Source organism: Streptomyces sp. NPDC007917 (genome assembly GCF_042959105.1).
GTDB lineage: Bacteria > Actinomycetota > Actinomycetes > Streptomycetales > Streptomycetaceae > Streptomyces.
Genome location: NZ_JBIBKK010000009.1, coordinates 369,788 through 395,092, shown reverse-complemented (window position 1 = coordinate 395,092; position 25,305 = coordinate 369,788). Strand labels below are relative to the sequence as shown.

General features: G+C 71.9%; 24 protein-coding genes. 11 read left to right on the top strand and 13 right to left on the bottom strand.

What is annotated here, in order from left to right; translation table 11 throughout:
- Positions 1 to 88: 88 nt before the first annotated feature.
- The 3 genes from ACFZDL_RS21165 to ACFZDL_RS21155 are packed head-to-tail and all read left to right on the top strand — an operon-like array spanning position 89 to position 3,949.
- On the top strand, positions 89 to 1,216 hold the full coding sequence (locus ACFZDL_RS21165) for an LLM class flavin-dependent oxidoreductase (protein ID WP_353588071.1): 1,128 nt from the start codon (positions 89 to 91) through the stop codon (positions 1,214 to 1,216).
- Positions 1,217 to 1,245: 29 nt separating this feature from the next.
- Positions 1,246 to 2,988, top strand: a complete 1,743-nt coding sequence (locus ACFZDL_RS21160; protein ID WP_353588069.1) for an amidohydrolase family protein — start codon at positions 1,246 to 1,248, stop codon at positions 2,986 to 2,988.
- A 7-nt stretch (positions 2,989 to 2,995) separates the two neighbouring features.
- On the top strand, positions 2,996 to 3,949 hold the full coding sequence (locus ACFZDL_RS21155; protein WP_353588067.1) for an SDR family oxidoreductase: 954 nt from the start codon (positions 2,996 to 2,998) through the stop codon (positions 3,947 to 3,949).
- Here ACFZDL_RS21155 and ACFZDL_RS21150 read toward each other — a convergent pair whose 3' ends face one another.
- Entirely contained in the window at positions 3,950 to 5,470 is a 1,521-nt protein-coding gene (locus ACFZDL_RS21150) for a CehA/McbA family metallohydrolase (RefSeq protein ID WP_353588065.1), read from the bottom strand.
- A gap of 157 nt (positions 5,471 to 5,627) precedes the next feature.
- Positions 5,628 to 6,713, bottom strand: a complete 1,086-nt coding sequence (locus tag ACFZDL_RS21145; RefSeq protein ID WP_353588063.1) for an alpha/beta hydrolase — start codon at positions 6,711 to 6,713, stop codon at positions 5,628 to 5,630.
- A gap of 109 nt (positions 6,714 to 6,822) precedes the next feature.
- Between ACFZDL_RS21145 and ACFZDL_RS21140 the strand changes: the two genes are divergently transcribed.
- Together ACFZDL_RS21140 and ACFZDL_RS21135 are read left to right on the top strand one after the other, a co-directional pair.
- Complete coding sequence (locus ACFZDL_RS21140; RefSeq protein WP_353588061.1) at positions 6,823 to 7,575, top strand: TetR/AcrR family transcriptional regulator C-terminal domain-containing protein; 753 nt, start codon at positions 6,823 to 6,825, stop codon at positions 7,573 to 7,575.
- A 107-nt stretch (positions 7,576 to 7,682) separates the two neighbouring features.
- Positions 7,683 to 10,286, top strand: a complete 2,604-nt coding sequence (locus tag ACFZDL_RS21135) for a bifunctional FO biosynthesis protein CofGH (protein ID WP_353588059.1) — start codon at positions 7,683 to 7,685, stop codon at positions 10,284 to 10,286.
- Between the two features lie 93 nt (positions 10,287 to 10,379).
- On the opposite strand, the gene ACFZDL_RS21130 is transcribed toward ACFZDL_RS21135, so the two are convergent.
- The 5 genes from ACFZDL_RS21130 to ACFZDL_RS21110 form a co-directional block, all read right to left on the bottom strand.
- Complete coding sequence (locus ACFZDL_RS21130) at positions 10,380 to 11,084, bottom strand: type 1 glutamine amidotransferase (protein WP_353588057.1); 705 nt, start codon at positions 11,082 to 11,084, stop codon at positions 10,380 to 10,382.
- Positions 11,081 to 11,368 carry a hypothetical protein gene (locus ACFZDL_RS21125; protein ID WP_353588055.1) on the bottom strand — a complete coding sequence of 96 codons (288 nt, stop codon included), beginning with the start codon at positions 11,366 to 11,368 and terminating at the stop codon, positions 11,081 to 11,083. Before ACFZDL_RS21125 ends, ACFZDL_RS21130 begins: the two co-directional genes overlap by 4 nt.
- 83 nt (positions 11,369 to 11,451) lie before the next feature.
- A complete protein-coding gene (locus tag ACFZDL_RS21120) occupies positions 11,452 to 11,886 on the bottom strand; it encodes a DUF2690 domain-containing protein (RefSeq protein WP_353588053.1) in 435 nt (144 codons plus the stop codon).
- A gap of 180 nt (positions 11,887 to 12,066) precedes the next feature.
- Positions 12,067 to 12,960 (bottom strand): virginiamycin B lyase, encoded by an 894-nt coding sequence (locus ACFZDL_RS21115; protein ID WP_353588051.1) that lies wholly within the window; start codon positions 12,958 to 12,960, stop codon positions 12,067 to 12,069.
- Between the two features lie 71 nt (positions 12,961 to 13,031).
- A complete protein-coding gene (locus tag ACFZDL_RS21110) occupies positions 13,032 to 13,658 on the bottom strand; it encodes a TetR family transcriptional regulator (protein WP_353588049.1) in 627 nt (208 codons plus the stop codon).
- A gap of 250 nt (positions 13,659 to 13,908) precedes the next feature.
- On the opposite strand from ACFZDL_RS21110, the gene ACFZDL_RS21105 reads away from it, so the two are divergent.
- Positions 13,909 to 14,127, top strand: coding sequence for a hypothetical protein (locus ACFZDL_RS21105; RefSeq protein ID WP_353588047.1), 219 nt, complete (start codon positions 13,909 to 13,911; stop codon positions 14,125 to 14,127).
- On the opposite strand, the gene ACFZDL_RS21100 is transcribed toward ACFZDL_RS21105, so the two are convergent.
- Complete coding sequence (locus ACFZDL_RS21100) at positions 14,106 to 14,606, bottom strand: hypothetical protein (protein ID WP_353588045.1); 501 nt, start codon at positions 14,604 to 14,606, stop codon at positions 14,106 to 14,108. The genes ACFZDL_RS21105 and ACFZDL_RS21100 overlap by 22 nt on opposite strands.
- A gap of 166 nt (positions 14,607 to 14,772) precedes the next feature.
- Between ACFZDL_RS21100 and ACFZDL_RS21095 the strand changes: the two genes are divergently transcribed.
- Both ACFZDL_RS21095 and ACFZDL_RS21090 read left to right on the top strand, forming a co-directional pair.
- The gene (locus ACFZDL_RS21095; RefSeq protein WP_353588043.1) at positions 14,773 to 15,657 is read left to right on the top strand and encodes an NAD(P)-binding domain-containing protein; all 885 of its coding nucleotides are present in this window, start codon (positions 14,773 to 14,775) and stop codon (positions 15,655 to 15,657) included.
- 228 nt (positions 15,658 to 15,885) lie between these two features.
- Positions 15,886 to 17,010: an ADP-ribosylglycohydrolase family protein gene (locus tag ACFZDL_RS21090; protein ID WP_353588040.1), complete on the top strand. Its 1,125-nt coding sequence runs from the start codon at positions 15,886 to 15,888 to the stop codon at positions 17,008 to 17,010.
- Here the strand turns inward: ACFZDL_RS21090 and ACFZDL_RS21085 are convergent.
- A complete protein-coding gene (locus ACFZDL_RS21085) occupies positions 16,995 to 18,350 on the bottom strand; it encodes a glycosyltransferase 87 family protein (protein ID WP_353588038.1) in 1,356 nt (451 codons plus the stop codon). The genes ACFZDL_RS21090 and ACFZDL_RS21085 overlap by 16 nt on opposite strands.
- Positions 18,351 to 18,628: 278 nt before the next feature.
- Between ACFZDL_RS21085 and ACFZDL_RS21080 the strand changes: the two genes are divergently transcribed.
- Together ACFZDL_RS21080 and ACFZDL_RS21075 are read left to right on the top strand one after the other, a co-directional pair.
- A complete protein-coding gene (locus ACFZDL_RS21080; RefSeq protein WP_353588036.1) occupies positions 18,629 to 19,063 on the top strand; it encodes a nuclear transport factor 2 family protein in 435 nt (144 codons plus the stop codon).
- Positions 19,064 to 19,181: 118 nt separating this feature from the next.
- Positions 19,182 to 19,709, top strand: a complete 528-nt coding sequence (locus ACFZDL_RS21075; RefSeq protein WP_353588035.1) for an anthrone oxygenase family protein — start codon at positions 19,182 to 19,184, stop codon at positions 19,707 to 19,709.
- Positions 19,710 to 19,773: 64 nt separating this feature from the next.
- Here ACFZDL_RS21075 and ACFZDL_RS21070 read toward each other — a convergent pair whose 3' ends face one another.
- From ACFZDL_RS21070 to ACFZDL_RS21060, 3 genes are all read right to left on the bottom strand, one after another.
- Complete coding sequence (locus tag ACFZDL_RS21070; RefSeq protein ID WP_353588033.1) at positions 19,774 to 21,354, bottom strand: sodium:solute symporter family protein; 1,581 nt, start codon at positions 21,352 to 21,354, stop codon at positions 19,774 to 19,776.
- A gap of 380 nt (positions 21,355 to 21,734) precedes the next feature.
- Positions 21,735 to 22,517, bottom strand: coding sequence for an SDR family oxidoreductase (locus tag ACFZDL_RS21065; protein WP_353588031.1), 783 nt, complete (start codon positions 22,515 to 22,517; stop codon positions 21,735 to 21,737).
- Positions 22,518 to 22,640: 123 nt separating this feature from the next.
- Complete coding sequence (locus tag ACFZDL_RS21060; RefSeq protein ID WP_353588029.1) at positions 22,641 to 23,822, bottom strand: PLP-dependent aminotransferase family protein; 1,182 nt, start codon at positions 23,820 to 23,822, stop codon at positions 22,641 to 22,643.
- 137 nt (positions 23,823 to 23,959) lie between these two features.
- Between ACFZDL_RS21060 and ACFZDL_RS21055 the strand changes: the two genes are divergently transcribed.
- A complete protein-coding gene (locus ACFZDL_RS21055) occupies positions 23,960 to 24,820 on the top strand; it encodes a hypothetical protein (protein ID WP_353588028.1) in 861 nt (286 codons plus the stop codon).
- Between the two features lie 107 nt (positions 24,821 to 24,927).
- On the opposite strand, the gene ACFZDL_RS21050 is transcribed toward ACFZDL_RS21055, so the two are convergent.
- The gene (locus ACFZDL_RS21050; protein WP_353588026.1) at positions 24,928 to 25,137 is read right to left on the bottom strand and encodes a DUF397 domain-containing protein; all 210 of its coding nucleotides are present in this window, start codon (positions 25,135 to 25,137) and stop codon (positions 24,928 to 24,930) included.
- Between the last annotated feature and the right edge of the window lie 168 nt (positions 25,138 to 25,305).

The following is a 25,305-nucleotide window of genomic DNA, read 5'->3' as shown; positions in this document are numbered from 1 at the left end:
CGGTCAAACCCCGTGGTGTCAGAGTCAATCAGAATCTGACGGAGCGTCAGATAGTCTGCACGATAGAACACTGAGGCGGTGACCCTCCATGGAATTCGGACTCTTTGTGCAGGGATATGTGCCCAGGAGTCGGCAGGAGGCCGACCCGGAGGCCGAGCACCACGCACTGATCGAGGAGACCGAGTACGTCATCCAGGCGGACCGGTCGGGATTCAAGTACGCGTGGGCCTCCGAGCACCACTTCCTGGAGGAGTACTCCCACCTGTCGGCCAACGACGTCTTCCTCGGCTACCTCGCGCACGCGACCGAGCGGATCCACCTGGGCTCCGGGATCTTCAACCCGCTGCCCCAGGTCAACCACCCCGTCAAGGTCGCCGAGAAGGTCGCCATGCTCGACCACCTCTCCGGCGGCCGCTTCGAGTTCGGGTCCGGGCGCGGGGCGGGCAGCCACGAGATCCTCGGGTTCCTGCCGGGGGTGACCGACATGAACCACACCAAGGAGATCTGGGAGGAGACGATCGCCGAGTTCCCCAAGATGTGGCTGCAGGACGAGTACCAGGGTTTCACGGGCAGGCACTGGTCGCTGCCGCCGCGCAAGGTGCTGCCCAAGCCGTACGGGGCCTCGCACCCGGCCATGTGGTACGCCGCAGGGTCGCCGCCCTCGTACGCGATGGCGGGGAAGAAGGGGCTCGGCGTGCTCGGCTTCTCCATCCAGAAGGTCTCCGACATGGAGTGGGTCCTCGACTCGTACAAGAACGCCGTCAAGGAGGCCGAGCCGGTCGGCGGCTTCGTCAACGACAACGTGATGGTGACGTCCACGGCGATCTGCGCCGAGACCCACGCCAAGGCGGTCGAGATCGCGGTGAGCGGCGGGCTCAACTATCTGCAGTCGCTGCTGTTCCGCTACCACGACACCTTCCCGCGGCCGGAGGGCATTCCGGAGTGGCCCGAGCTGCTGCCCGAGTACACCGAGGAGATCATCGAGCTGCTGATCGCCGAGGAGCTGATGATCTGCGGCGACCCGGACGAGGTCTTCCGGCAGTGCAAGCGGTGGGAGCAGGCGGGCGCCGACCAGCTGTCTTTCGGGCTGCCGATCGGGATCGGCCGCGAGGACACCCTGAACACGATCAAGCTGATCGGCGAGCACGTCATCCCGAAGATCGACACCGACCCGGTGCACCGTACGACCCGCTTCCGCCAGGCGGCCCGCGACTGAGCAGAACCGAGCGTGAAGGGAGAACCACCGTGCTCGACCACCTCATACGCGCCGCGACCGTCGTGGACGGCACCGGCGCCCCCGCCCGCGTCGCCGACGTCGGCCTGCGGGACGGGCGCATCGCGGTCATCGCCGAGCCCGGCACCGTGACGGAGCAGTCCCGCGGCGTCGAGGACGCGACGGGGCTGGTGCTCGCACCCGGGTTCGTCGATCCGCATACGCACTACGACGCGCAGCTGTTCTGGGACCCGTACGCCACCCCCTCCCTGAACCACGGCGTGACCACCGTCGCGGGCGGCAACTGCGGCTTCACGCTCGCGCCGCTCAACCCGGAGCGCCCCGAGGACGCCGACTACACCCGGCGGATGATGAGCAAGGTCGAGGGGATGTCGCTGGTGGCGCTCGAGGAGGGGGCGCCGTGGAACTGGCACTCCTTCGGCGAGTACCTGGACGCGCTGGACGGGCGGATCGCCGTCAACGCGGGCTTCATGGTGGGGCACTGCGCGCTGCGCCGCCACGTGATGGGCCCCGACGCGATCGGCGGGCAGCCCACGGCCGCGCAGATGGACGAGATGCTGCGGCTCCTCCACGCGGCCATGGACGCCGGGGCCTGGGGCCTTTCCACCACCCAGTCCTCCACCCACTCGGACGGCGACCGCAAGCCGGTGGCCTCCCGCCACGCCCGGCCCGAGGAGCTGATCGCGCTGTCGCGGGCGGTGGGCGAACACGAGGGGACGCAGATCGAGGCGATCGTCGCGGGCTGTCTCGACCGGTTCTCGGACGACGAGATCGACCTGCTGGTGGAGATGAGCACGGCCGCCGGGCGGCCGCTGAACTGGAACGTCCTCACGATCGACGCCGCCGTGCCGGAACGGGTGCCGCGGCAGCTGGAGGCGAGCGAGCGGGCCCGAAAGGCGGGCGGCCGGATCGTCGCGCTGACCATGCCGATCCTCACCCCCATGAACATGTCGCTGGGCACGTTCTGCGCGCTCAACCTCATCCCCGGGTGGGGCGACATCCTCGGGCTGCCGGTCCCCGAGCGGATCGCGCGGCTGCGCGACCCCGCCGTGCGCGAGGAGATGCTGCGCCGGGCGCACAGCCCCGAGGCCGGGGTCTTCCGGCGGCTGGCCAACTTCGAGCGGTACGTCATCGGCGACACCTACTCCCCGGCCAACACCGGGCTGACCGGGCGCGTCGTACGGGACATCGCCGCCGAGCGCGGCACGGACGCCTTCGGCTGCCTGGTGGAGATCTGCGCCGCCGACGAGCTCCGTACGGTGCTGTGGCCGATGCCGACCGACAACGACCCGGCGAGCTGGGAGCTGCGCCGGCAGACCTGGGAGCACGAGGACGTGCTGCTCGGCGGCTCGGACGCCGGGGCGCATCTGGACCGGATGTGCGGCGCGCCGTACACCACCCGCTTCCTGGGGGACTGTCTGCGCGGGCGGCGGCTGGTCGGCCTGGAGCGTGCGGTGCGCATGCTCACCGACGAGCCGGCCCGGCTGTTCGGCCTGCGGGAGCGCGGCCGGGTGGCCGAGGGCTACCACGCGGACCTGGTGCTCTTCGACCCCGAGCGGATCGACGCGGGCCAGGCCACGCTGGTGCACGACCTGCCGGGGGACAGCCCTCGGCTGGACTCGCGGGCGATCGGCGTCGTGAGCGTGCGGGTGGGCGGCGTCGAGACCATCCGGGACGACCGGGTCACCGGAGCGCTCCCGGGCACGGTGCTGCGGTCGGGGCGCGATACGGAGACCGTAAGCACGAGGGGCTGACCTTGTGGTGAGCGCTGGGGGTGGGCCGGGCGGCCGTAGCGGCGGGCCGGGCGTGCCGGGCGGCGGTGCCGGCGGGCCGGGTGGGGCTACGGGCGTGCCGGGCGGCGGGCCCGGCGGGCCGGGTGGCGCTACCGGCGGGCCCGGCGGCCCGGCCGGGGCCGTCGCGCCGGAAGGCGGGCCCGATGGCGGCCCCGCCGCCCTCGCGGGCCGCGCCGCCCTGGTGACGGGCGCATCCCGCGGGATCGGCCTCGCCGTGGCTCAGGCGCTGATGGAGGACGGCGCGGCGGTGTGCGTGACGGCGCGGGGCGCGGACGCCCTGACGGACGCCGTACGCCGCCTGGGCCCGCGAGCCATCGCGTGCCCGGGCGACGTAGCGGACCCGGCCCACCTCGACGAGGCCGTATCCCGCGCCCTTTCCGCATTCGGCCGCCTCGACATCCTGGTCAACAACGCCGCCACCAACGCCCCGCTCGGCCCGCTGATGGACGCGGACGCGCTCGCCTGGCGCACGGCCTTCACGGTCAATGTGGAGGCCCCGCTGCGACTGGTCCAGGCGGCCTGGCGGGGATGGATGCGTGAGCACGGCGGCGCGGTCGTCAACATCTGCACCGAGGGCACCCACGGCGTCGGCCCGGGCGTCGGCGCCTACGGCACCACCAAGACCGCCCTGCTCCGCCTCACCCGGCAACTCGCCGCCGAACTGGCGCCCTCCGTCCGCGTCAACGCCGTCTCCCCGGGGCTGGTCCGCACCGAGATGGCCCGTTTCGTCTGGGAGCCCGACGAGCCCACCCTCGCGGCCGGCCTTCCCCTGGCCCGCATCGGCGAGCCGGAGGACGTGGCGCGAGCGGTCCGCTGGCTGGTCTCGGCCGAGGCGTCCTGGATCACCGGCGCGGACCTCGTCGTGGACGGCGGCCGCCGCGTCCGCGCGGCGTACCGCCCACGACCCGCGCCGCCCTCCTAGTTACCGCTCGCCCAGCCAGATCGGGTTCGTCATCGCCGCCATGCGGCCCGGTACCCCCGAGGCGCCGCCGTCCGCCGGGGCGTGGCGCACCTCGGCCCGTACATACGCCGCGTAGGACGCCGTCGTACGCCATTCCGCGGTGGCGGACCCGGAGTCGGGGACCGACGTGGCGTACAGCTGACCCTGGTCGGTGAGGAGCCGGATCGTGCAGCCCAAGCCGACGCCGGAGACCTTCAGCCGGACCGTCACCTCGTGCTGCCGGCCGACCTTCAGCCGCTCGCCGATGCCCGCGTGCTCCCCGCGGCCGCCGACTGCCTCGAAGGAGAGGTCGATCGCCGACGACTCCGCGATCCAGCAGCGCCCGGCCCGTATGCCGTCCTGGATCGCCGTGCGCGACAGGTCGTCGGCGAGCACCACCGTCTGCGGCAGCCCGACGACCTGGGGCTCGCGGTGCGCGTCGCTGTGGCCCACGGCCGGGAGCCAGCAGCCGTCGCCGCGGGCGGCGGCCACCAGCGTGTTGTCCCACTCCTGGACCGTGACCTCGTCGTCCGGGGTGAAGTCCGCGTTCCACACCTCGACCGCGTCCGCTTCGTTGAACCCGAACTTCCAGTTGCAGCCGACGCAGGTGCCATGCGGATGGGCCGGGATGACCAGGCCGCCCGCCTGCCGGATCTTGCGGGCGTACTTCCCGAAGGCGTTGTCCCGGGCGCGGTAGCGCCAGTCGATGAAGACGCCCGGGTCGGTGCCGAGGGCCACCACGTGGCCATTGCGCGTGGTGACCTCCTCACCGGTGAGGATCAGCAGGTCATCGCCCCACAGCCCGTCCCACGCCGGATGCGAGGAGGTCGTGTTGTGCTCGGTGGTGGTGATGAAGTCGAGCCCGGCGGCCCGGGCGGCGGCGGCCACCTCGGCCGGGGTGCGCTTGCCGTCGGAGTGGATCGTGTGCAGATGGGAGTCGCCCCGGTACCAGGCCCGGCCGCGCCCCTTGGCCCGCTGCGGCGGGTAAACCGGCTTCGGCGTCTCACCCGGCTCGCCGAGGCGCAGCGTGACGGTGACCTTGTAGTCCAGCCCCTGCGGAGCGACCGTGTAGGGGCCGAGCACGACATACCAGGTGCCCGCCTTCACCGGCCCCGCCAGATACCCGGGCGTCGCCTGCTCGGCGCTGATCGCGAACTCGGTGCGGGCGCCGCCCGACCAGCCGCGGAAGCCGCGCCCGCCGAGGTCCGTGCCGCGCTCGTCGAAGATGCCGATGTCGCAGGCGTTTCCCTGGGTGCCGGCCGGGACCGTCGGCTTGTCGTACGAGTACGAGACGGCGATCTCGCGGACGCCGCGCGGAACCTCCACCGGCAGATAGACGAAGTCGGGGGAGCCGGTGGGCAGATGGCCCGTGACCGTCTTCGTCCGCTCGCCGCCCGACCCGCCGTCTCGCTCCTCCGCATGGGCGAAGGTCACCGGGTCGAGAGTCAGCACGCCCGCCGCTCCCGCCAGGGCGGAGAGTCTGAGTACTTCGCGTCGCTGCATGAGTGCCCCCTGTGGCCGTCGTGCCGTCCGTCGCCGGCGCTCACACCGTTGTACGCGGGAGTGACACGTACGGAAAGGCCTGTGGATAACTCGATGGCGGCCAGGGAACATGCGCGCGGCCACATCCGGCGCGGCCACATCCGGCCCCCACCGGGGCTCACCGCGCGAGCGTCGCCTCGCCGGTGACCACCGGGCGGACCTTGGTGAGCATGAGGTCCAGGAACTGGTCGGGGTGGCGGAAGGAGGCGAAGTGGCTGGCGTCGCGGATGAGCGCGAAGTCCTTGACCGGCGCCGTGACGTCGTCGAAGAACCGCTTGGCCGGCTCGGGCGGGGTCATGACGTCGTGCTCGCCCTGGAAGAGGAAGAACGGGAGCTGGAACTCGGTGCCGTCGGCCCATTCGTCGAAGGCCACGGTCTGGGGCGCGATCTGCTCGGAGAAGCTCATGCCCTTGAGGTAGCGGCGCAGCTCGCCGAGCCCGTGGAGCGGTGAGAACCACAGCGACCGGATCACCACGGTCTTCATGGTGTCGTAGGTCAGCGGGTCGGACACGACGACGAGCTTGTTGTAGTCGGTCCACTGCCGTGCGGTCCAGGCCGAGGCGTCGGGGCCCATCTCGGTGACGGCGGCGAGTTCCTTGTGCTTGCCGGCCGCGCGCAGCCGCCGCACCAGGGCGTGGTACGCGGAGCGGTCGCGTCCGCCCGCGATGACGTTCTGGTCGGTGCCCACGTAGGCGGAGTAGAGCTCCGGGTGGCTGCGGGCGAGCCGGAGCCCGAAGACGGTGCCGAAGGAGTTGGCGACCAGCAGGACCTTCTCGACGCCCAGCCGGGTGCGGATGTGCTCGGTGAGTTCGAGGGCGTCGCGCTCGATCCGCTCGAAGGTCATCTCGCCCTGCCCCTCCGGGCCGCCGTGGCCGAAGGTCTTGCCGGAGCCGCGCATGTCCCACCGCACGAGGGTGAAGTGCCGCTCCCAGGCGCGGGTGCGGGGCGTGTAGATGGTGTTGGCGGCGCCGGGTCCGCCGTGGATCTCGAGGATCACCGGGTTGCGGCGGTCCTCGCCGCGGATGGAGACCCACTGGTCGATGCCGCCGATGCGGACGAACCCGGACTCGTCGACGGAGCCGGGGGCGGTGAGGCGCAGCAGCCTGGCGTTGGCCGCGCGCTTGTACTGCCGGTATCCCAGCAGACCGGCCGCGGGGGCGGCGAGGGCGGTGGCGGCGGAAGCGGTGATGACGGTGCCGAGCATGGCTACTCCCCTAAACTGTTTATGTCGTAAGCGACGAGGTTTAAGGTATATACAGTTGCTGGTGGATGTCAACGAGCCGGAGAACGAGCCGGAAAGAGGGAGCACCGCGATGGCCAGGACCAAGGAGAAGAAGCGCGATCTGCGGGCGGGCGTCGCGCTGCTGTGGGGCGAACAGGGCCAGCCCACCCGGGGCCCCAAGCCCAGCCTCGACCCCCGCCAGATCGCCCGGGCCGCCGTGGCCCTCGCCGACGCCGAAGGCCTGGACGCCATCTCCATGCAGAAGGTCGCCGCCGAGTTCGGCGTCTCGGCGATGGCGCTCTACCGCTATGTGCCCGGCAAGGCCGAACTCGTCGAACTGATGGTCGAAGCCGTCCTCGCCGAGGGCCCCGACCTGTCGGCCGCGGGCCCCGGCTGGCGGCCACGGCTCGCGGAATGGGTCCGCGCATGCTGGGCCGTGTACCGGGCCCACCCCTGGCTGCTCGCGGCCACCGCGATGCGCCGCCAGGTCATGGGCCCCAACCAGCTCGGCTGGCTCGACGCCGCGCTCGCCGCCCTGGAGCCCACCGGCCTGACGGCGGCCCACCGGCACCAGGTCTTCCTGCTCGCCATCGGGCTCGTCCGCAACCTCGCCCAGCAGCTGCTCGACGAGGACGAGGCCCACAACGAGGAGTGGAGCCGTCTGACCGGCGAACTGCTCACACGCCACGCCGACCGCTTCCCCGCCCTCACCCGGGCCATCGCCGACGGCGTCTTCGCCCCCGGTGACACCGACCCGCTCGAGTTCGGCCTCGAACGCATCCTGGACGGCGTCGAAGCGCTCATCGCCCGCAGGGAGGCCGAGGCCGGCCGAGCCTCCTTCTGAACGCCCGCCCGTATTCCCGTCCGGGGCCTGATCTGCCGTGAGGAGACCCACAAAACCGCTGGTTCGGGCGGTCTGGCGGTGTCAGATCCCCCTCGTATGCTCGGAGAATGACCACGAGCGCGCAGGGATCCGAGCCGTCCGCCCAGGCTGCCCCCACCTCCAACGCCATGCGCCGCGCGCTCAAACGGGCTCGTGACGGCGTGGCGCTGGACGCCGCCGAGGCGGCCGTGCTGCTCCAGGCGCGCGGCGCGGACCTCGCCGACCTGACGGCCTCGGCGGCCCGGGTCCGCGACGCGGGCCTGGAGGCCGCGGGGCGCCCCGGGGTCATCACGTACTCGCGCAGCGTCTTCATCCCGCTGACCCGCCTGTGCCGGGACAAGTGCCACTACTGCACGTTCGTCACCGTCCCCGGCAAGCTGCGCCGCGCCGGCCACGGGATGTTCATGTCCCCCGACGAAGTCCTCGCCATCGCCCGGCGCGGGGCCGAACTGGGCTGCAAGGAAGCGCTCATCACCCTCGGGGACCGCCCCGAGGACCGCTGGCCCGAGGCCCGCGAATGGCTGGAGGCCGAGGGCTACGACGACACCATCGCGTACGTACGGGCCATCTCCATCCGCATCCTGGAAGAGACCGGGCTGCTGCCGCACCTCAACCCCGGCGCCATGACCTGGACGGACTTCCAGCGGCTCAAGCCCGTCGCCCCCTCCATGGGGATGATGCTGGAGACCACCGCCGAGCGGCTGTGGAGCGAGCCCGGCGGTCCGCACTACGGCTCGCCGGACAAGGAGCCCGCCGTGCGGCTGCGCGTCCTGGAGGACGCCGGGCGCAGCTCCGTGCCCTTCACCAGCGGGCTGCTGATCGGGATCGGGGAGAACTACGAGGAGCGCGCGGACTCGCTGTTCGCGCTGCGCCGCGTCGCGCGCGCCTACCACGGCCTCCAGGAAGTCATCATCCAGAACTTCCGCGCCAAGCCGGACACGGCGATGCGCGGCATGCCGGACGCGGAGCTTGACGACCTCGTCGCCACCGTCGCCGTCGCCCGCCACATCCTCGGCCCCGCCGCCTGCATCCAGGCGCCGCCGAACCTGGTCGAGGGGGAGTACGGGCGGCTGATCGGCGCCGGCATCGACGACTGGGGCGGCGTCTCCCCGCTCACCATCGACCACGTCAACCCCGAGCGCCCCTGGCCGCAGGTGGACGAGCTCGCCGAGCACTCGGCCGCCGCCGGCTTCCGGCTGCGCGAACGGCTCGCGGTGTACCCCGAGTTCGTCCAGCGCGGCGAGCCCTGGCTCGACCCCCGGCTGCTGCCCCACGTCAGCGCCCTGGCCGACCCGGCCACCGGCCTGGCCCGCGAGGGCGCGATGCCGGCCGGCCTGCCCTGGCAGGAGCCCGACGAGGGCTTCACCGCCTCCGGCCGCACCGATCTGCACCGCACCATCGACACCGAGGGCCGCACCGGCGACCGCCGCGACGACTTCGACGAGGTCTACGGCGACTGGGAGGCGCTGCGCGAGGCGGCGGCGCCCGGCATGGCCCCCTCCCGCATCGACGCGGACGTCAGCGCCGCCCTGTCCGTCGCCGCCGACGACCCCACCCGGCTGACCGACCCCGAGGCGCTGGCCCTCCTCCACGCCGACGGCCCGGCGCTGGACGCGCTGTGCCGGATCGCCGACGACCTGCGCCGCGCCACGGTCGGCGACGACGTCACCTACATCGTCACCCGGAACATCAACTTCACCAACGTCTGCTACACCGGCTGCCGCTTCTGCGCCTTCGCCCAGCGCCGCACCGACGCCGACGCCTACACCCTCTCGCTGGCCCAGGTGGCCGACCGCGCCCAGCAGGCCTGGGACGTGGGCGCGGTCGAGGTGTGCATGCAGGGCGGCATCCACCCGGACCTGCCCGGCACCGCCTACTTCGACATCGCGCGCGCCGTCAAGGAGCGCGTGCCCGGCATGCACGTCCACGCCTTCTCCCCGATGGAGGTCGTCAACGGCGCGACGCGCACCGGACTGTCCATCCGCGAGTGGCTGACCGCCGCGCGCGAGGCGGGCCTCGACACGATCCCCGGCACCGCCGCCGAAATCCTCGACGACGAGGTCCGCTGGATCCTCACCAAGGGCAAGCTGCCCACCGCCACCTGGGTCGAGGTCGTCAAGACCGCCCATGAGCTGGGCATCCGCTCCTCCTCCACGATGATGTACGGCCATGTGGACCAGCCCCGCCACTGGCTGGGCCATCTGCGGCTGCTCGCCGGGATCCAGCAGGAGACGGGCGGCTTCACCGAGTTCGTGACGCTCCCCTTCATCCACACCAACGCGCCCGTCTACCTCGCCGGTATCGCTCGCCCCGGCCCCACCGCCCGCGACAACCGCGCCGTCACCGCCATGGCCCGGCTCCTGCTCCACCCGCACATCCCCAACATCCAGACCAGCTGGGTCAAGCTGGGGGCCGAGGGCGCGGCCGAAATGCTGCGCTCCGGCGCCAACGACCTGGGCGGCACCCTGATGGAGGAGACCATCTCCCGCATGGCGGGCTCCTCCTACGGCTCGTACCGCTCCATCCGGGACCTCATCGCCATCGCCGAGTCCACCGGCCGCCCGGCCCGCCCCCGCACCACCACCTACGGCCAGGTCCCGCCCGACCGCCAGGCGGCCGCCCTGGCCTCGGACGGCCACCTGCCGGAGCTGCTGCCGGTGCTGGGCGACTGAGGGCGCGGCCACAACACCGGCGAATTTGTGGTGAGTATGGGACAGCGACACGCCGTGGCGTCGGCGTGTCGCTGTCCCATACTCACCACAAACTCAGGCGTGGGCGCGGACCACGGTCGCGAAGTTGGCCGCCAGCCGACGCGCGGCGCGCGCCGAGGCCGGCTCCGCCGCCCGCGCCTCGGCGCGGAGGGCCGCCAGGTCAAGACCCTTGTCGGCCAGCGCCGCCTCGTCCCAGCCGTCGAGCCGGTCCGCGCCGGCCTCGGGATGGAACTGGACGCCCCAGGCACACCCCCCGACCCGGAAGGCCTGCACCTGGCAGGCCTCGCTCCGCGCCAGATGAGCCGAGCCGGGCGGGAGGCACGTGATCTGGTCCCGGTGGTTCTGAATGGCACGGAACCGCCGCGGCAGCCCCTCCAGCAGCCCGTCCCCTCCGGCCTCCTCGCGCAACTCGACGGCGCACGAGCCACGCTCCGGCACCCCGTACGACCCCTCCACCGTGCCGCCCTCGGCCGCCGCCAGGACCTGGGCGCCCAGACAGATCCCGAGCAGCGGGACCCCCTCGGCCACGGCCCGGCGCGTGAGCTCGCGCTGCCCCGGCAGCCACGGCGCGTACGCGTCGTCGTCCGGCAGAAACCCGCCCCCGAGCAGCACCACGCCGTCGTACCCGGCCGGATCGGCCGGCGCCTCGGCGCCCGCCAGCTCCACCACGTCCAGCCCCTCGTCCCGCAGCCACGGCAGCAGCCGGCCCGGCCCGCTGCCCTCGGAGTTGCGGACCATCAGCACACGAGGCGAGGTCACCGCGCGCCCCCGTCCTCGGAGTCCGTATCGACCGGCCCGCCCTCGGCCCCCGCCAACCCGTCGGCCTCCGCGTCCAGCCGCCGCCGCTCCCCCTCACCGAGGAACGGCAGCAGCGCCCCGCAGTCCCGGCAGGCTCGCGCGAACCCGGCGTGGAACGTCGGCCGTGCCTTGAACGCTCCTGGCCGGGGAAACGTCAGCCTCAGCCGCTTCTGCATCGAACTGTCGGACGAAATGAGCTCCCCGACCGGACTCAGCCGCCCGGACCCGCATATCGCGCAACGCATGGCGGGAACGATACGCCCGGCCGCCGATCCGGCAGAGGATGACGGCCCCCCGGCCGAGCCGGGGGACCATCACTGTGGCGATCTCAGTACCAGCCGGTGCAGACGAGGTCGTGACCGACCGGCTTGCCGCAGGCCCGCATGATGTAACCCGCGTCGTTGTACGCGTCGGTGAACTTGCTGGTGCCCCTGGCGATCTGCGTTTCCCCCTTCTGCGCCCACGGAGCGTGCTCGCCGCCCAGCGTCCTCGACCAGTCCACCCAGATCTTGTCGCCGGGCGCTCCCAGGGTGATACGCCCCCACGCGCACCGTGTGGTCTTGTTGTAGCGGAGCTCAATCGCACGACCGCCGCTGTGCACCGGCGAGACCGGAGTGGTGGCCGCGCCGGGAAGGGCTTTCGGGTCGCTGCCACTCGGACAGTCGTAGTCAGCCGCTTGGGCCGGCGACGCGGTCAGCGTCAGACCGGTGACGGCGAGAGTCGCACTCGCGACCACGGCCCCGATTCGATGGAGCATGCGCATGACACTTCCTCCTCGGCGGTCTGTTCTTTCCTGCGCGGAACTTAACAACGCACCGCCGGGACCGGTCCCTGCCGCTTGGCCGCCGGTACTCGTCCGACGGCCTGGATTCCGGCCGGAGGGAGCCAGGGGAGGGAGGGAGCCAGGAGGGAGGGAGCCAGGAGGGAGACCGGCGAGCCGGGGTTACGGTGCCAGGCGCGCGACCGCTCCCGTCTCAAGGGCCGCCCAGAGCGCACCGTCGGGGCCCACCGTGATGCCGTGTGGTTCGGATGACGGCGACGGCAGGTCGTATTCGGCGATCTCGCCGGCCGCGGTGATGTGGCCGATGCGGTTGGCTCCCCATTCGGTGAACCAGCAGTCCCCGGTGGAGGCCGCGACGATGGCGTGGGGTTTGGCGGTGCGGTCGGGGAGCGGGAATTCCTCGATGTCGCCGTCCACCGAGATCCTGCCGATCCGGCCCGCCGCGATTTCGACGAACCACAAGGCGGCGCCGTCACTGGTGATGCCCACGGGCGCGGCGCCGGGGGTCGGCAGGGGGTGCAGGTCGACGGCGCCGTCGGTGGTGATGCGGCCGATCGCGTTCGCCTGGTTGAGCGTGAACCAGAGGGCCCCGTCAGGGCCTGCGGTGATCGCCGAGGGGAAGGCGCCCTCGGCGGGAAGGGCGAACTCGGTGATCTCTCCCCGGACGGTGGCGCGGCCGATGCGGTCGGTGTTCATCTGGGTGAACCACATCGCGCCGTCCGGACCGGCGGTGATGCCGAAGGGGCCGCTGCCGGGCGTGGGCACGGACAAGGATTCGGTTTCGCCGTCGACCGTGATGCGGCCGAGCCGGTGGTCCTGGGAGCGGGTGAACCACAGGGCGCCGTCCGGGCCGGGGGTGATGAGAGAGGGGCGGCACTCGGGCGAGTCCAAGGGATAGACGTCGAGTTCGCCGTCGAGGCCGAGACGGGCGATGCGACCGCTGTGGACGAAGGTGATCCACAGGGCGCCGTCGGGGCCGGCCGTGATGCCGTAGGGGCCGGCCTCCTCGTCCGCCACGGCGATCTCCCTGAGGGCCGGGGCATCGGAACGCTGCACAGCAACTCCTTTCGTACCGTCGCACCTTGTCCGTCACGGGGGAGAGACGCAAGCGCTTTTCCCCTGTCGCGTCAGCGGACGGCGTAGTCGGCCAAGGACGCCTCCAGCAGCCCGAACACCTGGTGGGCCGCGCGGGTCGCGGAGACGGCGATCTGCTGGTTGTCGCGGCCCGCCAGGGTGAGGTCCAGGACGTGCTGGAAGAGGGTGCGGTGGGCGGTGGTGAGGAGGGCGGCCACGGCCCTGGGGGTGAGGTCGCCGGGGGCGGCCGCGGTGTCGGCGGCGAGCGTGTGGGCGAGGGCGTCCTCGCGCTGGTCGTGGAGTTCGCGCAGGCGGGCGGTCAGGGTGGCGCTGTCGGCGATCATGCGGGCGAACTCCCGGCCGGTGAAGCCGACCGCGGGGTCGTGGCGCAGGACGGCGGCCATGTACGCGCGGCGCAGGGCGGCCAGCGCGGATTCGCCTTCCCGGCGGTCCGCGACGGTGTGGGCCAGGGTGGCGGCGAAGGTCTCGTGGTAGTCGAGGGCGAGGTCCTCCTTGCGCGGGAAGTAGTTGGTGACGGTCATCTTGGCCACCCGGGCGGCCGCCGCGATCTCGGCGATGGTCACCGCCTCGAAGCCACGCTCGATGAACAGCCGTGTCGCGGTGTCGGAGATCGCCTGGCGCGTCTGCTGCTTCTTCAGTTCACGCAGTCCTGCTGTCATGGCCCCATCCTCGCATAGCCTGATTATAAAAATAGGCTTGACCTAAATATTGGTCGGCTCTAGATTCTGTGGTGGCGACAGCAAGAAACCGATCGAGAGGAGCGCGCTTGAACCTGCGCATCACGCCCCCGGCCCCGTCCCGCAAGAACCGCGATCGCCGCGACCGGCCGATCCGCCATATCCGTCCCACCCCCCGGCCCGCCGTGCCCCAGGCTGCCGCGCGGCGGGAAGGGCCGCTGAGGGAGCGCCCGTGAACGTTCCCGCCACCTCCGAGGAGATCGCGGCCGTCATGGCGCAGCTGCGGCTTCTGGCCCCGGCCGCGCCGGATCTCCCCGGCGACGCCGACCTCGTGCCCGCGCTCACGAGCGCGGGCACGAGGCCCGGGCAGGCGGCCGGTTCCCCGCTGCCCAGGGCGGTCGTGGTGTCCCCGCTGACGGTGTCCTCCCGTTACTCCTCGAAGTCCTGGTAGCCGTACGCGGCGAGGCGATCCCCGGTCAGCAGTACGGCTTCGTCGTCCGGTCCCGCGACCTCGCCGATGAGTGAGGGCGCCGGGACGCGGTCCCAGTCGACCGAGACCTTGACCGAGTCGTCGAGGTCGTCCGCGAACATCCGCCCGGAGAGGCCGCCCTCCTCGTCCTCCTCGTCCTCGTCGAAGTCGTAGCCGACCGGTTCGCCCGGGCCCGTGAAGGTGATGTCCGGATAACCCTCGACCGAGATGGTGATGAAGGGGTGGAGGTCTATGGACTCCGCCAGTTCCCCCTGCTGGTAGACGTCCAGTGTCAGGCGTGCGCCGTACCGGCACAGCAGATACAGGTTGATCCCTTCGGCCAGTTCCGACGCCAGGCCGTGCTTCACCTCGTCCAGCGTGGCGCTGACGATGTGGGCGTCTCTGCGGGCTCCGCCCGGGTCCACGCCGAAAGCCAGATCGTAGAAGCTCTTGTCGAACATGCGGGCCAACGTAGCGGGGTGGCCGCGCATCCGCGTACCTGGGGGTAAGTGCGCACTTTTTTGTGGGTACTTGAGTCCGGCCCCGGCGGATAACAGGATCGATGAGAACCCGGCGCGCACAGGGGATTTGTCACGGACTCGAATGCAAGAAACAGGTGGTTCTGTCATGGCAGGTGAGAACCGGGCGCCGGTGACGGTGATCGGGCTTGGCGCGATGGGCCAGGCGCTGGCCGGTGCGTTCTTGGCGGCGGGCCATCCCACGACCGTGTGGAACCGCTCCGCGCACAAGGCCGACGCCCTGGTCGCCCGCGGGGCGGCGCGGGCGAAGACGCCCGCGGAGGCGGTGAAGGCCGGCGAGATCGTGGTCGTATGCGTCGTGGACTACGAGGTGAGCCAGGCGATCCTCGGGCCGCTGGGCGCGGAGCTGGCGGGGCGGGCGCTGGTCAACCTGACCTCGGACACCCCCGAGCGGGCCCGCGAGGCCGCAGCGTGGGCGGCGGGGCACGGCATCGACTACCTCGACGGGGCGATCATGGTGCCGACCCCGGTCATCGGCTCGCCGCAGGCCCTGCTGCTGTACAGCGGGGAGCGGGCCGTGTTCGAGGCGCATGAGGCGACGCTGAAGGCGCTGGGCGGAAACAACAGATATCTCGGCGCGGATCACGGGGTCGCGCCGCTGTACGACCTGGCCCTGCTCAACGTCTTCTATTCCAGCATGGCCGCCATGGTCCATTCCCTTGCCATGGTGGGCGCGGACGGTGTCACGGCCAAGGAATTCCTGCCGTACATCAAGGAATTCCTCGCCCTGCTTCCCGCGATGGCGGACCAGGTCGCCGATGGCGTCGACAACCGCGAATATCCGGGGGATCTGGGCAATCTGGCGATGGAGGCGGCGGGCGTCGACCACATCCTGGAGGCGGGCGAGGCCCGGGGCCTGGACTCCGGGCCGCTCGCGGCCGTCCGCGCCCTGATGGGGCGCGCGATCGCCGACGGCCGTGGCGGCGACGGCTTCGCGAGCGTCATCGAGGACATCAGGAAGCCTGCCGCCTAGCGACACCCCACGCGCGGCCGAGGAGGCCGGGTCCGGACGTCCGGACCCGGCCTCCTCCGTGTCTTGCGTGCGGTGTCGGCCCGGCGTTTCGGAATGCGGCGCTCCGGAGTGCCCTCCGTGTTGACGCCTTCACAATCCCTGGCGGACCGAAGGCGATCATTCGGCGTCGATTACAGTGCGAAAGCCAGTCCAGTGGCCGTGCGTGCATCGACGGGAAGGGGCAGGGTCGTGACGGCAACCGCCAGTGCGGCGACCGGCGTATGGGGCCGCGCCGAACAGCAGGACTTCCGCAGCCGGGTGCGCGGCTGCCTGCTCGGCGGTGCCATCGGGGACGCTCTGGGCGCCGCGGTCGAGTTCTCCTCGCTCGCCGACATCCGGGCGGAGCACGGTCCCGAGGGCGTCACGGACTACCTCCCGGCGTACGGGCGGCGCGGCCGCGTCACCGACGACACCCAGATGACCCTCTTCACCGTCGACGGGCTGATACGCGCGCAGGTGCGGCGCGACACCGGCGCCTGGCACCCGCCCACCGACGTCCACGCCGCCCACCGCCGCTGGTACGTCACCCAGCGCGACTGGGGGCCCGACGAGCGGCGGCAGGACGCGGGCTGGCTGGCCCGCGAGGAGTGGCTGTACGCCCAGCGGGCGCCGGGCCGGGCCTGCCTGACCGGGCTGGCCGACGAGACCATGGGCACCCTGGAGCACCCCAGGAACCCCGACTCCAAGGAATGCGGCGCGGTCATCCGCTCGGCACCCTTCGGGCTGCTGGTGGGATGGGAGCCGCAACTGGTCTTCCAGCTGGCCATCGAGTGCGCGGCGCAGACCCACGGGCACCCCACCGGCTATCTGTCCGCCGGGGCGTTCGCCCTGATCGTGCACGGGCTCGCGCGCGGCGACGCGCTGGACGGGGCGGTGCAGCGGGCGCTGGCCCACCTGGCCACCCGGCCCGGCCACGAGGAGACCACCGACGCGCTGCGGTACGCGCTCGGCGCCGTACGGCAGGGGCTGCCCACGCCCGAGCGGGTGGCGTCCCTGGGGGAGGGCTGGAGCGGCGACGAGGCGCTGGCCATCGGGCTGTACTGCGCGCTGGTCGCCGAGGACGTGCACCACGGCCTGCTGCTCGCCGTCAACCACGGCGGGGACAGCGACTCCACGGCGGCGGTGTGCGGCAACCTCCTGGGCACGCTGCACGGCGAGACCGCGCTGCCACCGGCCTGGCTGGCGGAGCTGGAGGGGCGCGGCACGATCCTGGAGCTGGCCGACGACTTCGCGATGGAGATGACGCAGGGCCCGGCCCTGCACGGCCCCGCGGCCTCCGCCCCCGCCTGGCTGGCCCGCTACCCCCGCGCGTAGCTCGGTTCGGCGCGCCGCGGGGCGCCGCCGCGGGGGGTGTACGGCGGCGCCGCGCGCAGGGCCCGTACGGTCAGCAGCCCGGCGACGGCCAGGAAGACCACGCCGATGACCGGGTAGACCGCGGTGAGCAGCATCTGGCCGGGGTTCTGGTGCAGTTCCACGCGCTCCGGCAGGTCATGCGGCACGTACCACATCATGAACGAGCAGAACAGCAGGGCGGTCAGCGCCGTGAGACACCACCACCGCGCGGTGCGGCGGCGCAGCGCCTCCGCGCCCAGCAGCAGCACCATGGGCACCGCCCACACCCAGTGATGGGACCAGGAGACGGGGCTGACCATGAGGCCGGTCACGCCGCAGGCGACGGCCGCCCACGCCCGGTTGCCGGGCAGCCGGCCATCCGCGAGCTGGGCGGCGACCGCGGTGGCCAGGCCCGCGCAGGCCAGCAGGGCGGCCGCGGCGAGCCACCACAGGCCCGGGTCGGGGGTGTGCAGGAGGCGGGCGAGGACGCCGCGCAGATTCTGGTTGCCCGCGCCCTCGACATCGCCCGGCCGGTCCGTCGCGAACAGGATCTCGGTCCAGTAGCGGTGCGAGTCGTGCGGCAGGGCGAGATGCGCCAGGACGACGGTGGTGAGGAACGTCCCGGTGGCCACGGCCGCGCCGCGCAGGTGCTCGTTCCGGAACCGGCCTCCTGACCGCAGCCGCCGCACCCCCTCGACGAGCCCGGCCAGCGCGAGGAAGACCACGAACAGCGCCGGGGTGATCTTGATGCCCGCCGCGATGCCCGTGCCGACGCCGGCCCAGCCGTAGCCGCGGTGGCCGGCCCGCCGGGTCAGGTCCCACAGCACCAGGACGGTGACCAGCAGGTTGATCTGCCCGTAGCGCAGCGTGGTCCACACCGGCTCGCACCACACCCCGACGGCGGCCAGGGACAGCACGGCCGCCGCCCTGGGCACCACGCGCGGACGGCCGACCAGGCGCAGGGCCAGATGGACCAGCGCGGCCATCAGAGCCAGGTTGAACGCCGTCGCCAGGGTCCGCATGAGCCCCGTGCCCAGGAACGTCAGCGGGGTGAACAGGAGCGAGGCGAACGGGGGGTAGGTGTTGGGCAGGTTGTGCACGGTGGCCCGCATGTCGTACAGGTCCATGGCGTTGCGCACGGACCAGCCCTCGGCGCGGTAGACCATCAGGTCGACCATGCTCACCTGGGCGGCGCGCTGCGCGATCCAGAAGCCCGTGAAGGACAGCAGACAGAACGCCGCGGCGAAGAGCGTGGGACGGCGGAGGACGGCGGCGCGCACCGCGCGCACACGGGGTTCGGTGAGCGTCGGTTTCACGGTCACGGGGAAGAGCTCCAGGTCCACGGCGCGGCGACGGTCGGCAAGGACGTAGGGGACGGCCGACGATAGTACGTACGGAAGAGGGGCCCGGACGGGGGCTCGGTTCCCACTTCCGCACCACATCTGCCGGCCTCCTTCCCGCCCGTGCCCATTACCCCGCGGGTAATCGACGTCCCTCCCGGGCCGCGCGAGCATCGTGCACAGCACCGGACGTCACAGCATCGGACGTCACAGCATCGGACGTCACAGCACCCGGACGTCACAGCACCGGAAGGACCGATATGGCCGCCACGACCGCCACCACGACCACCGAGCGCACCCGCGCCACCGTCCAGCAGTTCCTGGCCCGGATGGCGGCAGGCGACCTGCAGGGCCTCGGCGAACTGTTCGCCGAGCGGGTCGACTGGCAGATCGCCGCCAACCCGGACGTCCCGTGGATCCGCCCCCGCGCCACCCGCGCCGACGCCGTCGCCCACTTCCGCGAGCTGGCCGAGAGCCTGGCCCCGGACCCGGACGGAAACACGATCGACGTCATCGTGGCGGAGGAGACCGAGGCGATGGTGACGGGGACCCTGGCCGGCACCGTACGCGCCACGGGCAAGCGCTACCGGTCTCCCTTCGCGGTGCGGGTGACTGTCGAGGACGGGCTGATCGTCCGCTACCGCGTGTACGAGGACAGCCGGATGTTCGCCGCGGCCTGCACCCCCGACGCCTGAGCGGCCTCCCCGCTCCTGCCCGCTCCTCCCGCTCCTCGTCGCGCCCTGAGACGCCGGCTTATGAGATCGAGTCTTTCGGCCATGGCCCGTCTCGCCGCGCCGCGCTTGGCTGTACGGCATGACGTACCACCACGCCCTCCAGACCCCCGTACTGATCGCCGCCACCGTGGCCACCGGCCTGAGCGCGGGCCTCTTCTACGGATACACGTGCTCCGTGATGCCCGGCCTCGGGCAGGCGGACGACCGTACCTTCGTCGAGGCGATGCAGCGGATCAACGTGGCGATCCTCAACGGCTGGTTCGCCCTGGTCTTCGGCGGCGCGCTGCTGCTCGCCGGGCTGGCCGCCGTGATGCATCTGCGCGGAGAGGGGCGGCCCGCGCTGCCGTGGATCGTGGCCGCGGTGGCCCTCTATGTGGTGATGCTGATGATCACCTTCCGGGTCAGTGTGCCGCTGAACGACGCGCTGGCCGGCGCCGGCCACCCCGACCGGCTCACCGGCCCGGACCTGGCGGCGGTGCGAGAGCGGTTCGAGCAGCGGTGGGTGCGCTGGAACGTGGTGCGCGCGCTTTCCTCCACCGGGGCGTTCGCCCTGCTCGTCTGGGCCCTGGTGGTGAGCGCCCGCGGGGGCACCCGCGGGACGGGGTGAGCGCCCATGACGGCACCCGCGGGACGGGACGGGCAGCCGCCCCGCGAATGCCTGCCGCCGCGCCTCAGTCCGTCGCGCCGGCGACCGAGCTCCGGTCGGTCGCGTCCTGCTTCGGCACCGACAGCGTGGCACTCGCCGAACCCGGCCCGTCGTCATCCGAGTTGAGCGAGTCGAGGATGGCGTCGCGCTCCGGGGTGTCCTCCGGCTTGATGTAGCCGATCACGATGAAGAGCACGAGCGAGACCGCGAGCGGAATGGAGACCTGGTACTCCAGGTTCACGCCGCCGTCGACGGAGTCGTTGATCGGGTAGTTGACCAGGTAGAAGGCGAACAGCCCCAGCCCCCAGCTGAGCAGCGCCGCCGTCGGACCCGACTTGCGGAACGGGCGCAGCAGCCCGAGCATCAGCGGGATCGCGATCGGGCCCATGAGCCCGGCGACCCACTTGATCACCACGGTGATGATGTCCCCGAAGAAGTCCGAGTTGACCTGGGTGGCGATGGCCATGGACAGGCCGAGGAAGAGCAGGGTGGTCCAGCGCGCGGCGATCAGCCCGGCGCGGGTGTCCCAGGCCCGGACCCGCCGGGAGAGCGCGGGCATGATGTCGCGGGTGACGACCGCGGCGATCGCGTTGGCGTCGGAGGAGCACATGGCCATGGTGTGGGAGAAGAAGCCGACGATGATCAGGCCGAGCAGGCCGTGCGGCAGCAGATGCTGCGCCATCAGCGCGTAGGAGTCCGCGGAGGTGTGGTCCTTGGGGATGTCGATGACCAGCGGGGCGACCCACATCGGGAAGAAGAGGACCAGCGGCCAGACGAACCACAGAACGGCCGAGAGCCGGGCCGAGCGCTCCGCCGAGGCGGCGCTGTCGGTGGCCATGTAGCGCTGCGCCTGGTTCCACATGCCGCCGTTGTATTCAAAGGTCTTGATGAACAGATAGGCGAGCAGGAAGGTCAGCGTGTACTTGTCGACGGTCGGGTGGTGGTGGGTGGCCGGCAGGTCGTCCCAGACGTTCCACAGCGTGCTGATGCCGCTCAGATCGTGGAGCACCGCGATCAGCATCGCGATGCCGGCGACCAACTGGATGATGAACTGGCCGAGTTCGGTCAGCGCGTCGGCCCACAGCCCGCCGACCGTGCAGTAGACGGCGGTGACGGCGCCCGTGATCAGGATGCCCTGGTTGAGGGAGACGCCGGTGAAGAAGGACAGCAGGGTCGCGATGGCGGCCCACTTCGCCCCCACGTCGACGATCTTCAGCAGCACACCCGACCAGGCGAGCGCCTGCTGGGTGGGCAGGTTGTAGCGGTTCTTGAGGTATTCGAGCGGTGAGGCCACGCGTAGCTTGCTGCGCACCCGGTTGAGCCGGGGCGCGAAGAGCTTGGAGCCGAGGGCGATGCCGATGGCGATCGGGAACGACCAGGTGACGTAGGACGTGATGCCGTAGTCGTAGGCAATGGCCGCGTACGCGGTGAACATCACGGCGCTGTAGCCGGACATGTGGTGGGAGATACCGGAGAGCCACCACGGCATCTTGCCGCCCGCGGTGAAGAAGTCGCTGACGTTGTCCACACGTTTGTGGGACCAGAGCCCGATCGCGACCATGATGCCGAAGTAGCCGATGACCACGGCCCAGTCGAGACTGTTCATGCCCCCTCCAGGGGTCCGTCTTGTGAACAGGACCGCACTTCGCCGCGACGTTCGTCATGGGCGGATTCCCCCGAGCGGGAGCGGGGTACTCCAGGGATTGAAGCGCTTGTTCGGGTGGCCGGTCAAGAGATTTCCGGTCACGAGTGTGAACACAAATCAGACCACCGAACGAATTTGCTGTTTCTTGACCTACTCGACGGTTGTCGTGAACGCGTCCGCGAACCCACGATGAGCGGGCACTTCGCCAGACGCACGCCCACGCTCGACCGCACCAACGGACGGGCCGTACGGGAGCGGGATCCCGTCAGGCCGGAGAAGGAGGGCGCAACCCCCGTGCAATCCCTCTGTGCGCCCCCTGTGTGAACCCTCGCGTCACCGCGTCACCGCATCAGTTCACCGGCGTTGACCAGCAATGACTGCCCGGTGATCGCCCGTGCCCGGTCGGAGGCCAGGAACACCGCGGCCTCCGCCACATCCCCGTCCGTCGCCAGTTCGGGCAGCGCCATCCGGTCGGTGAGCCGGGCCAGCACCTCGGGCTCCGGTACGCCTTCGGAGTGCGCGGCGAACGTGACGTACGCCTGCACCGGCGGACCCCACATCCAGCCGGGCTGCACGGTGTTCACCCGGATGCGGTGCGGGCCCAGTTCGCGCGCGAGCGAGTACATCGCGGAGACGAGCGCGCCCTTGGAGGCGGCGTACGCGGCCTGCCGCACCTGGGTGGGCGCGGCGACCGACGACTGTGTGCCGATCATCACCACCGAGCCGCCGCGCCGCTTGAGCGCGGGCAGGCAGGCGCGGGTCATGCGGAGCGTCCCGAACAGGTTGGTGTCGACGACCTGGCTCCAGGAGGCGAAGTCGGCGTCCTCCAGGCCGCCCATGTAGCTGTCCAGGGCCGCCACATGGATGACGGCGTCGACTCCGCCGAAGCGCTCGACCGCGAGCGCGGCGAGCGCCTCGCACTGCCGCTCGTCCGCGATGTCGGTCGCGCGCCACGCGGTGTGCCCGCCCCCGGGGTCGGCCTCGGCGGCGGCCTTCGCCAACTGTGCCTCCGTGCGGGCCCCGAGCACGGCGTTGCCGCCGTCCCGCACGATCGCCGCGGCGACCCGCAGGCCGAGGCCGGGGCCGACCCCCGAGACGATGACGGTCTTGTCGCGCAGCAGCATGGGGTGCCTCCCCGGGTGATCGCGATGGCCCGAAGCCCCCGAGCTGACGCGGCGTCAGCTCGGGGCGGCGTCAGGCTAGGCCGCGCACGCCGAGAAGGCCATACCCGCGCCGGCGGGAGCTGCCTAGTGCAGCGCCTTGGCCAGGCGCCGCAGGCCCTCCGCGATCTCCTCCGGCGACTGCGTGACGAACGACAGGCGCATCGCCGCCCGGTCCGGCTCGCCCGCGAAGAAGGGCGCCCCCGGCACGTACGCCACATCGTGCTCGACCGCCACCCGCAGCCGCTCCGTCGCGTCGTACCCCTCGGGCAGCGACGCCCAGACGAACATGCCGCCGTCGGGGCGGTTCCAGCGCGAGCCCTCGGGCAGGGCCTCGCCGAGTCCGGCGAGCAGCGCGTCGCGCCGTTCGCGGTAGGCGTCGCGGACGCGGGTGAGGTGGGCGTCCAGGTCGGCGTCGGCCAGATAGCGCGCGGCGGCCATCTGGGTGACCGTCGGGGTGTGGAGGTCGGCGGCCTGCTTGGCGATGACGCAGGCGCGGCGGAGCGCCGCGGGGGCGCGGAGCCAGCCGAGCCGCAGCCCCGGCGCCATGATCTTGGAGTAGCTGCCCAGCAGCACGGTGCGGTCGGCGGCCTCCGGGCGGCTCGCGATCCACGGCACCGGCTCGCCCGCGAAGCGCAGCTCCCCGTACGGGTCGTCCTCGACGATCCACAGCCCGCGCCGCTCCGCGACCTCCGCCACCGCGCGGCGGCGCTCGGCGGGCAGGGTGCGCCCGGTGGGGTTCTGGAAGGTCGGGATGGTGTAGAGCAGCTTCGGCCGCTCCCGCTCGACCAGCGCGTCGAGCGCGGCCGGATCCAGGCCGTCCTCGTCGCTGGGCACGGACACGATCCGCGCGCCCGCGAAGGAGAAGCACTGCAGCGCGGCCAGGTACGTGGGGTCCTCGACCACGACCGTGTCGCCGGGCTCGAGCAGTGCCGTCGCCAGCAGGGTCAGCGCCTGCTGGGAGCCGCTGGTGACGAGCAGCGCGTCGGGGTCGGTCGGCAGCCCGCGCGCGGTGAGGCGGGCCGCGGTGGCGGCGCGCAGGGCGGGGTCGCCCTCGGTGGTCGAGTACTGCAGGGCCGCGCGCGGGGCCTCGGCCAGGACGCGGTCGAAGGCCGCCCGTATCGCCTCCGCGTCGAAGAGCTCGGCCGCCGGCAGCCCGCCGGCGAAGGAGATCACCTCGGGGCGCGCGGTGAGCGCGAGGATGTCGCGTACCGGGGAGCCGGCGACCGAGGCGGCGCGGGTGGCGAGGTCGGGGAGGTCGGCGCGCATGGGGCTCCTTCGCTGGTACGGACGTCGGCGCGGAGGCTTCCGCTGTGTCTGCAGCCTAGAGAGATCGGTGCACGGGGCAACCGCTTTGTCCGCGATGCGGTCGCGACCCTCCACATCTGACGTGGCGTCAGCTACACATGGAGGACATGAGCAGTGACTCGAGTGAGGACACGCGCGCCGAAGCGTACGCGGAACTGGCCTCCGTCGGCCCGTACGGAGTGCGCCCGGGGCACGCCCTGATCACCATGGTCGAGCCGCACCCCGGTCACGAGCACGCCTACAACCGCTGGTACGAGGACGACCACTTCATCGCGGGCGCGATGGCCATGCCCTGGATCTTCGCGGGCCGCCGCTGGGTCGCCACCCGCGAACTGCGGCGGCTGCGCTACCCGGAGGAGTCCGCGGTCGCCCAGCCGGTCACCGCGGGCTGCTACATCACGGTCTACTGGCTCACCGAGGGGCGCTACGCGGAGCACATGAAGTGGACCGTCGGCATCAACAAGCGGCTCAACCGGGACGGCCGCGTCCACCAGGACCGTACGCACGTCTTCACGGCGTTCCAGGACCATGAGGCGACCGTCTACCGGGACGGCGCGGCGGGCCCCCGCGACTTCCACGCGCTCGACCACCCGTACGCCGGGCTGGTCGTCGAGGTCGTGGACGCCGAAGGGCCCGAGCGCCGCGCCGAGCTCCTGGAGTGGCTGCGGGCCAGGCATCTGCCCAAGCGCCTGGCGGGCTCGCCCGCGGCGATGGTCACCGTCTTCCGGCCGACGCCGCTGCCGCTGGACCGGATGTCGTATGTGAAGCAGGTGGAGGGGGTGGACACGCGGCTGACGCTGCTGTGGTTCCTGCAGCAAGATCCGCGCGAGTGCTGGGAGGGGCATTTCACCGGGCTCGACGAGGACGTGGCCCGCTCGGGGCTCGGCCGCGTCGAACTGGTCGCGCCGTTCATCCCGACGGTGCCCGGCACCGACCGCTACGTCGACGAACTGCGGTGAGGCGCGCCCGGCGACCTCGTCCGGGCAGCGGCGAGCCCTCTCGGCAGGGACGGCGGCCGGACGAGAGGGCTCGGTGCCCGAAGGGCGGGTGCGGTGGGTGACGAAGGTCAGCCGAGGTCGAAGGCTCCGCGACGGACGTCGGAGACGAAGGTCGACCACGATCCCGGAGCGAAGCTGAGGGTCGGGCCGTGCGGGTCCTTGGAGTCGCGTACGGCCACCTCGTCGACGACGGGGGAGGCGACCTCCACGCAGGCGCCATTTCCCGCCGAGTACGAGGATTTAATCCACATACTCGTCTTTCCTTGCTGAATGGACACTTTTGCTCCGATACGTTTTGTTGATGAGATGCACCCCGTTTGGAGGCGAGACCGACGTTACTCGTCAACATCGTCGGGAAAGCCGGTCGTTCACTCGACCGGATGGCATATTCCATTGGCCCCTTCCGCGCCATGGGGCGGAGGTGTAGGGTCCAGCCTTTTGGCATC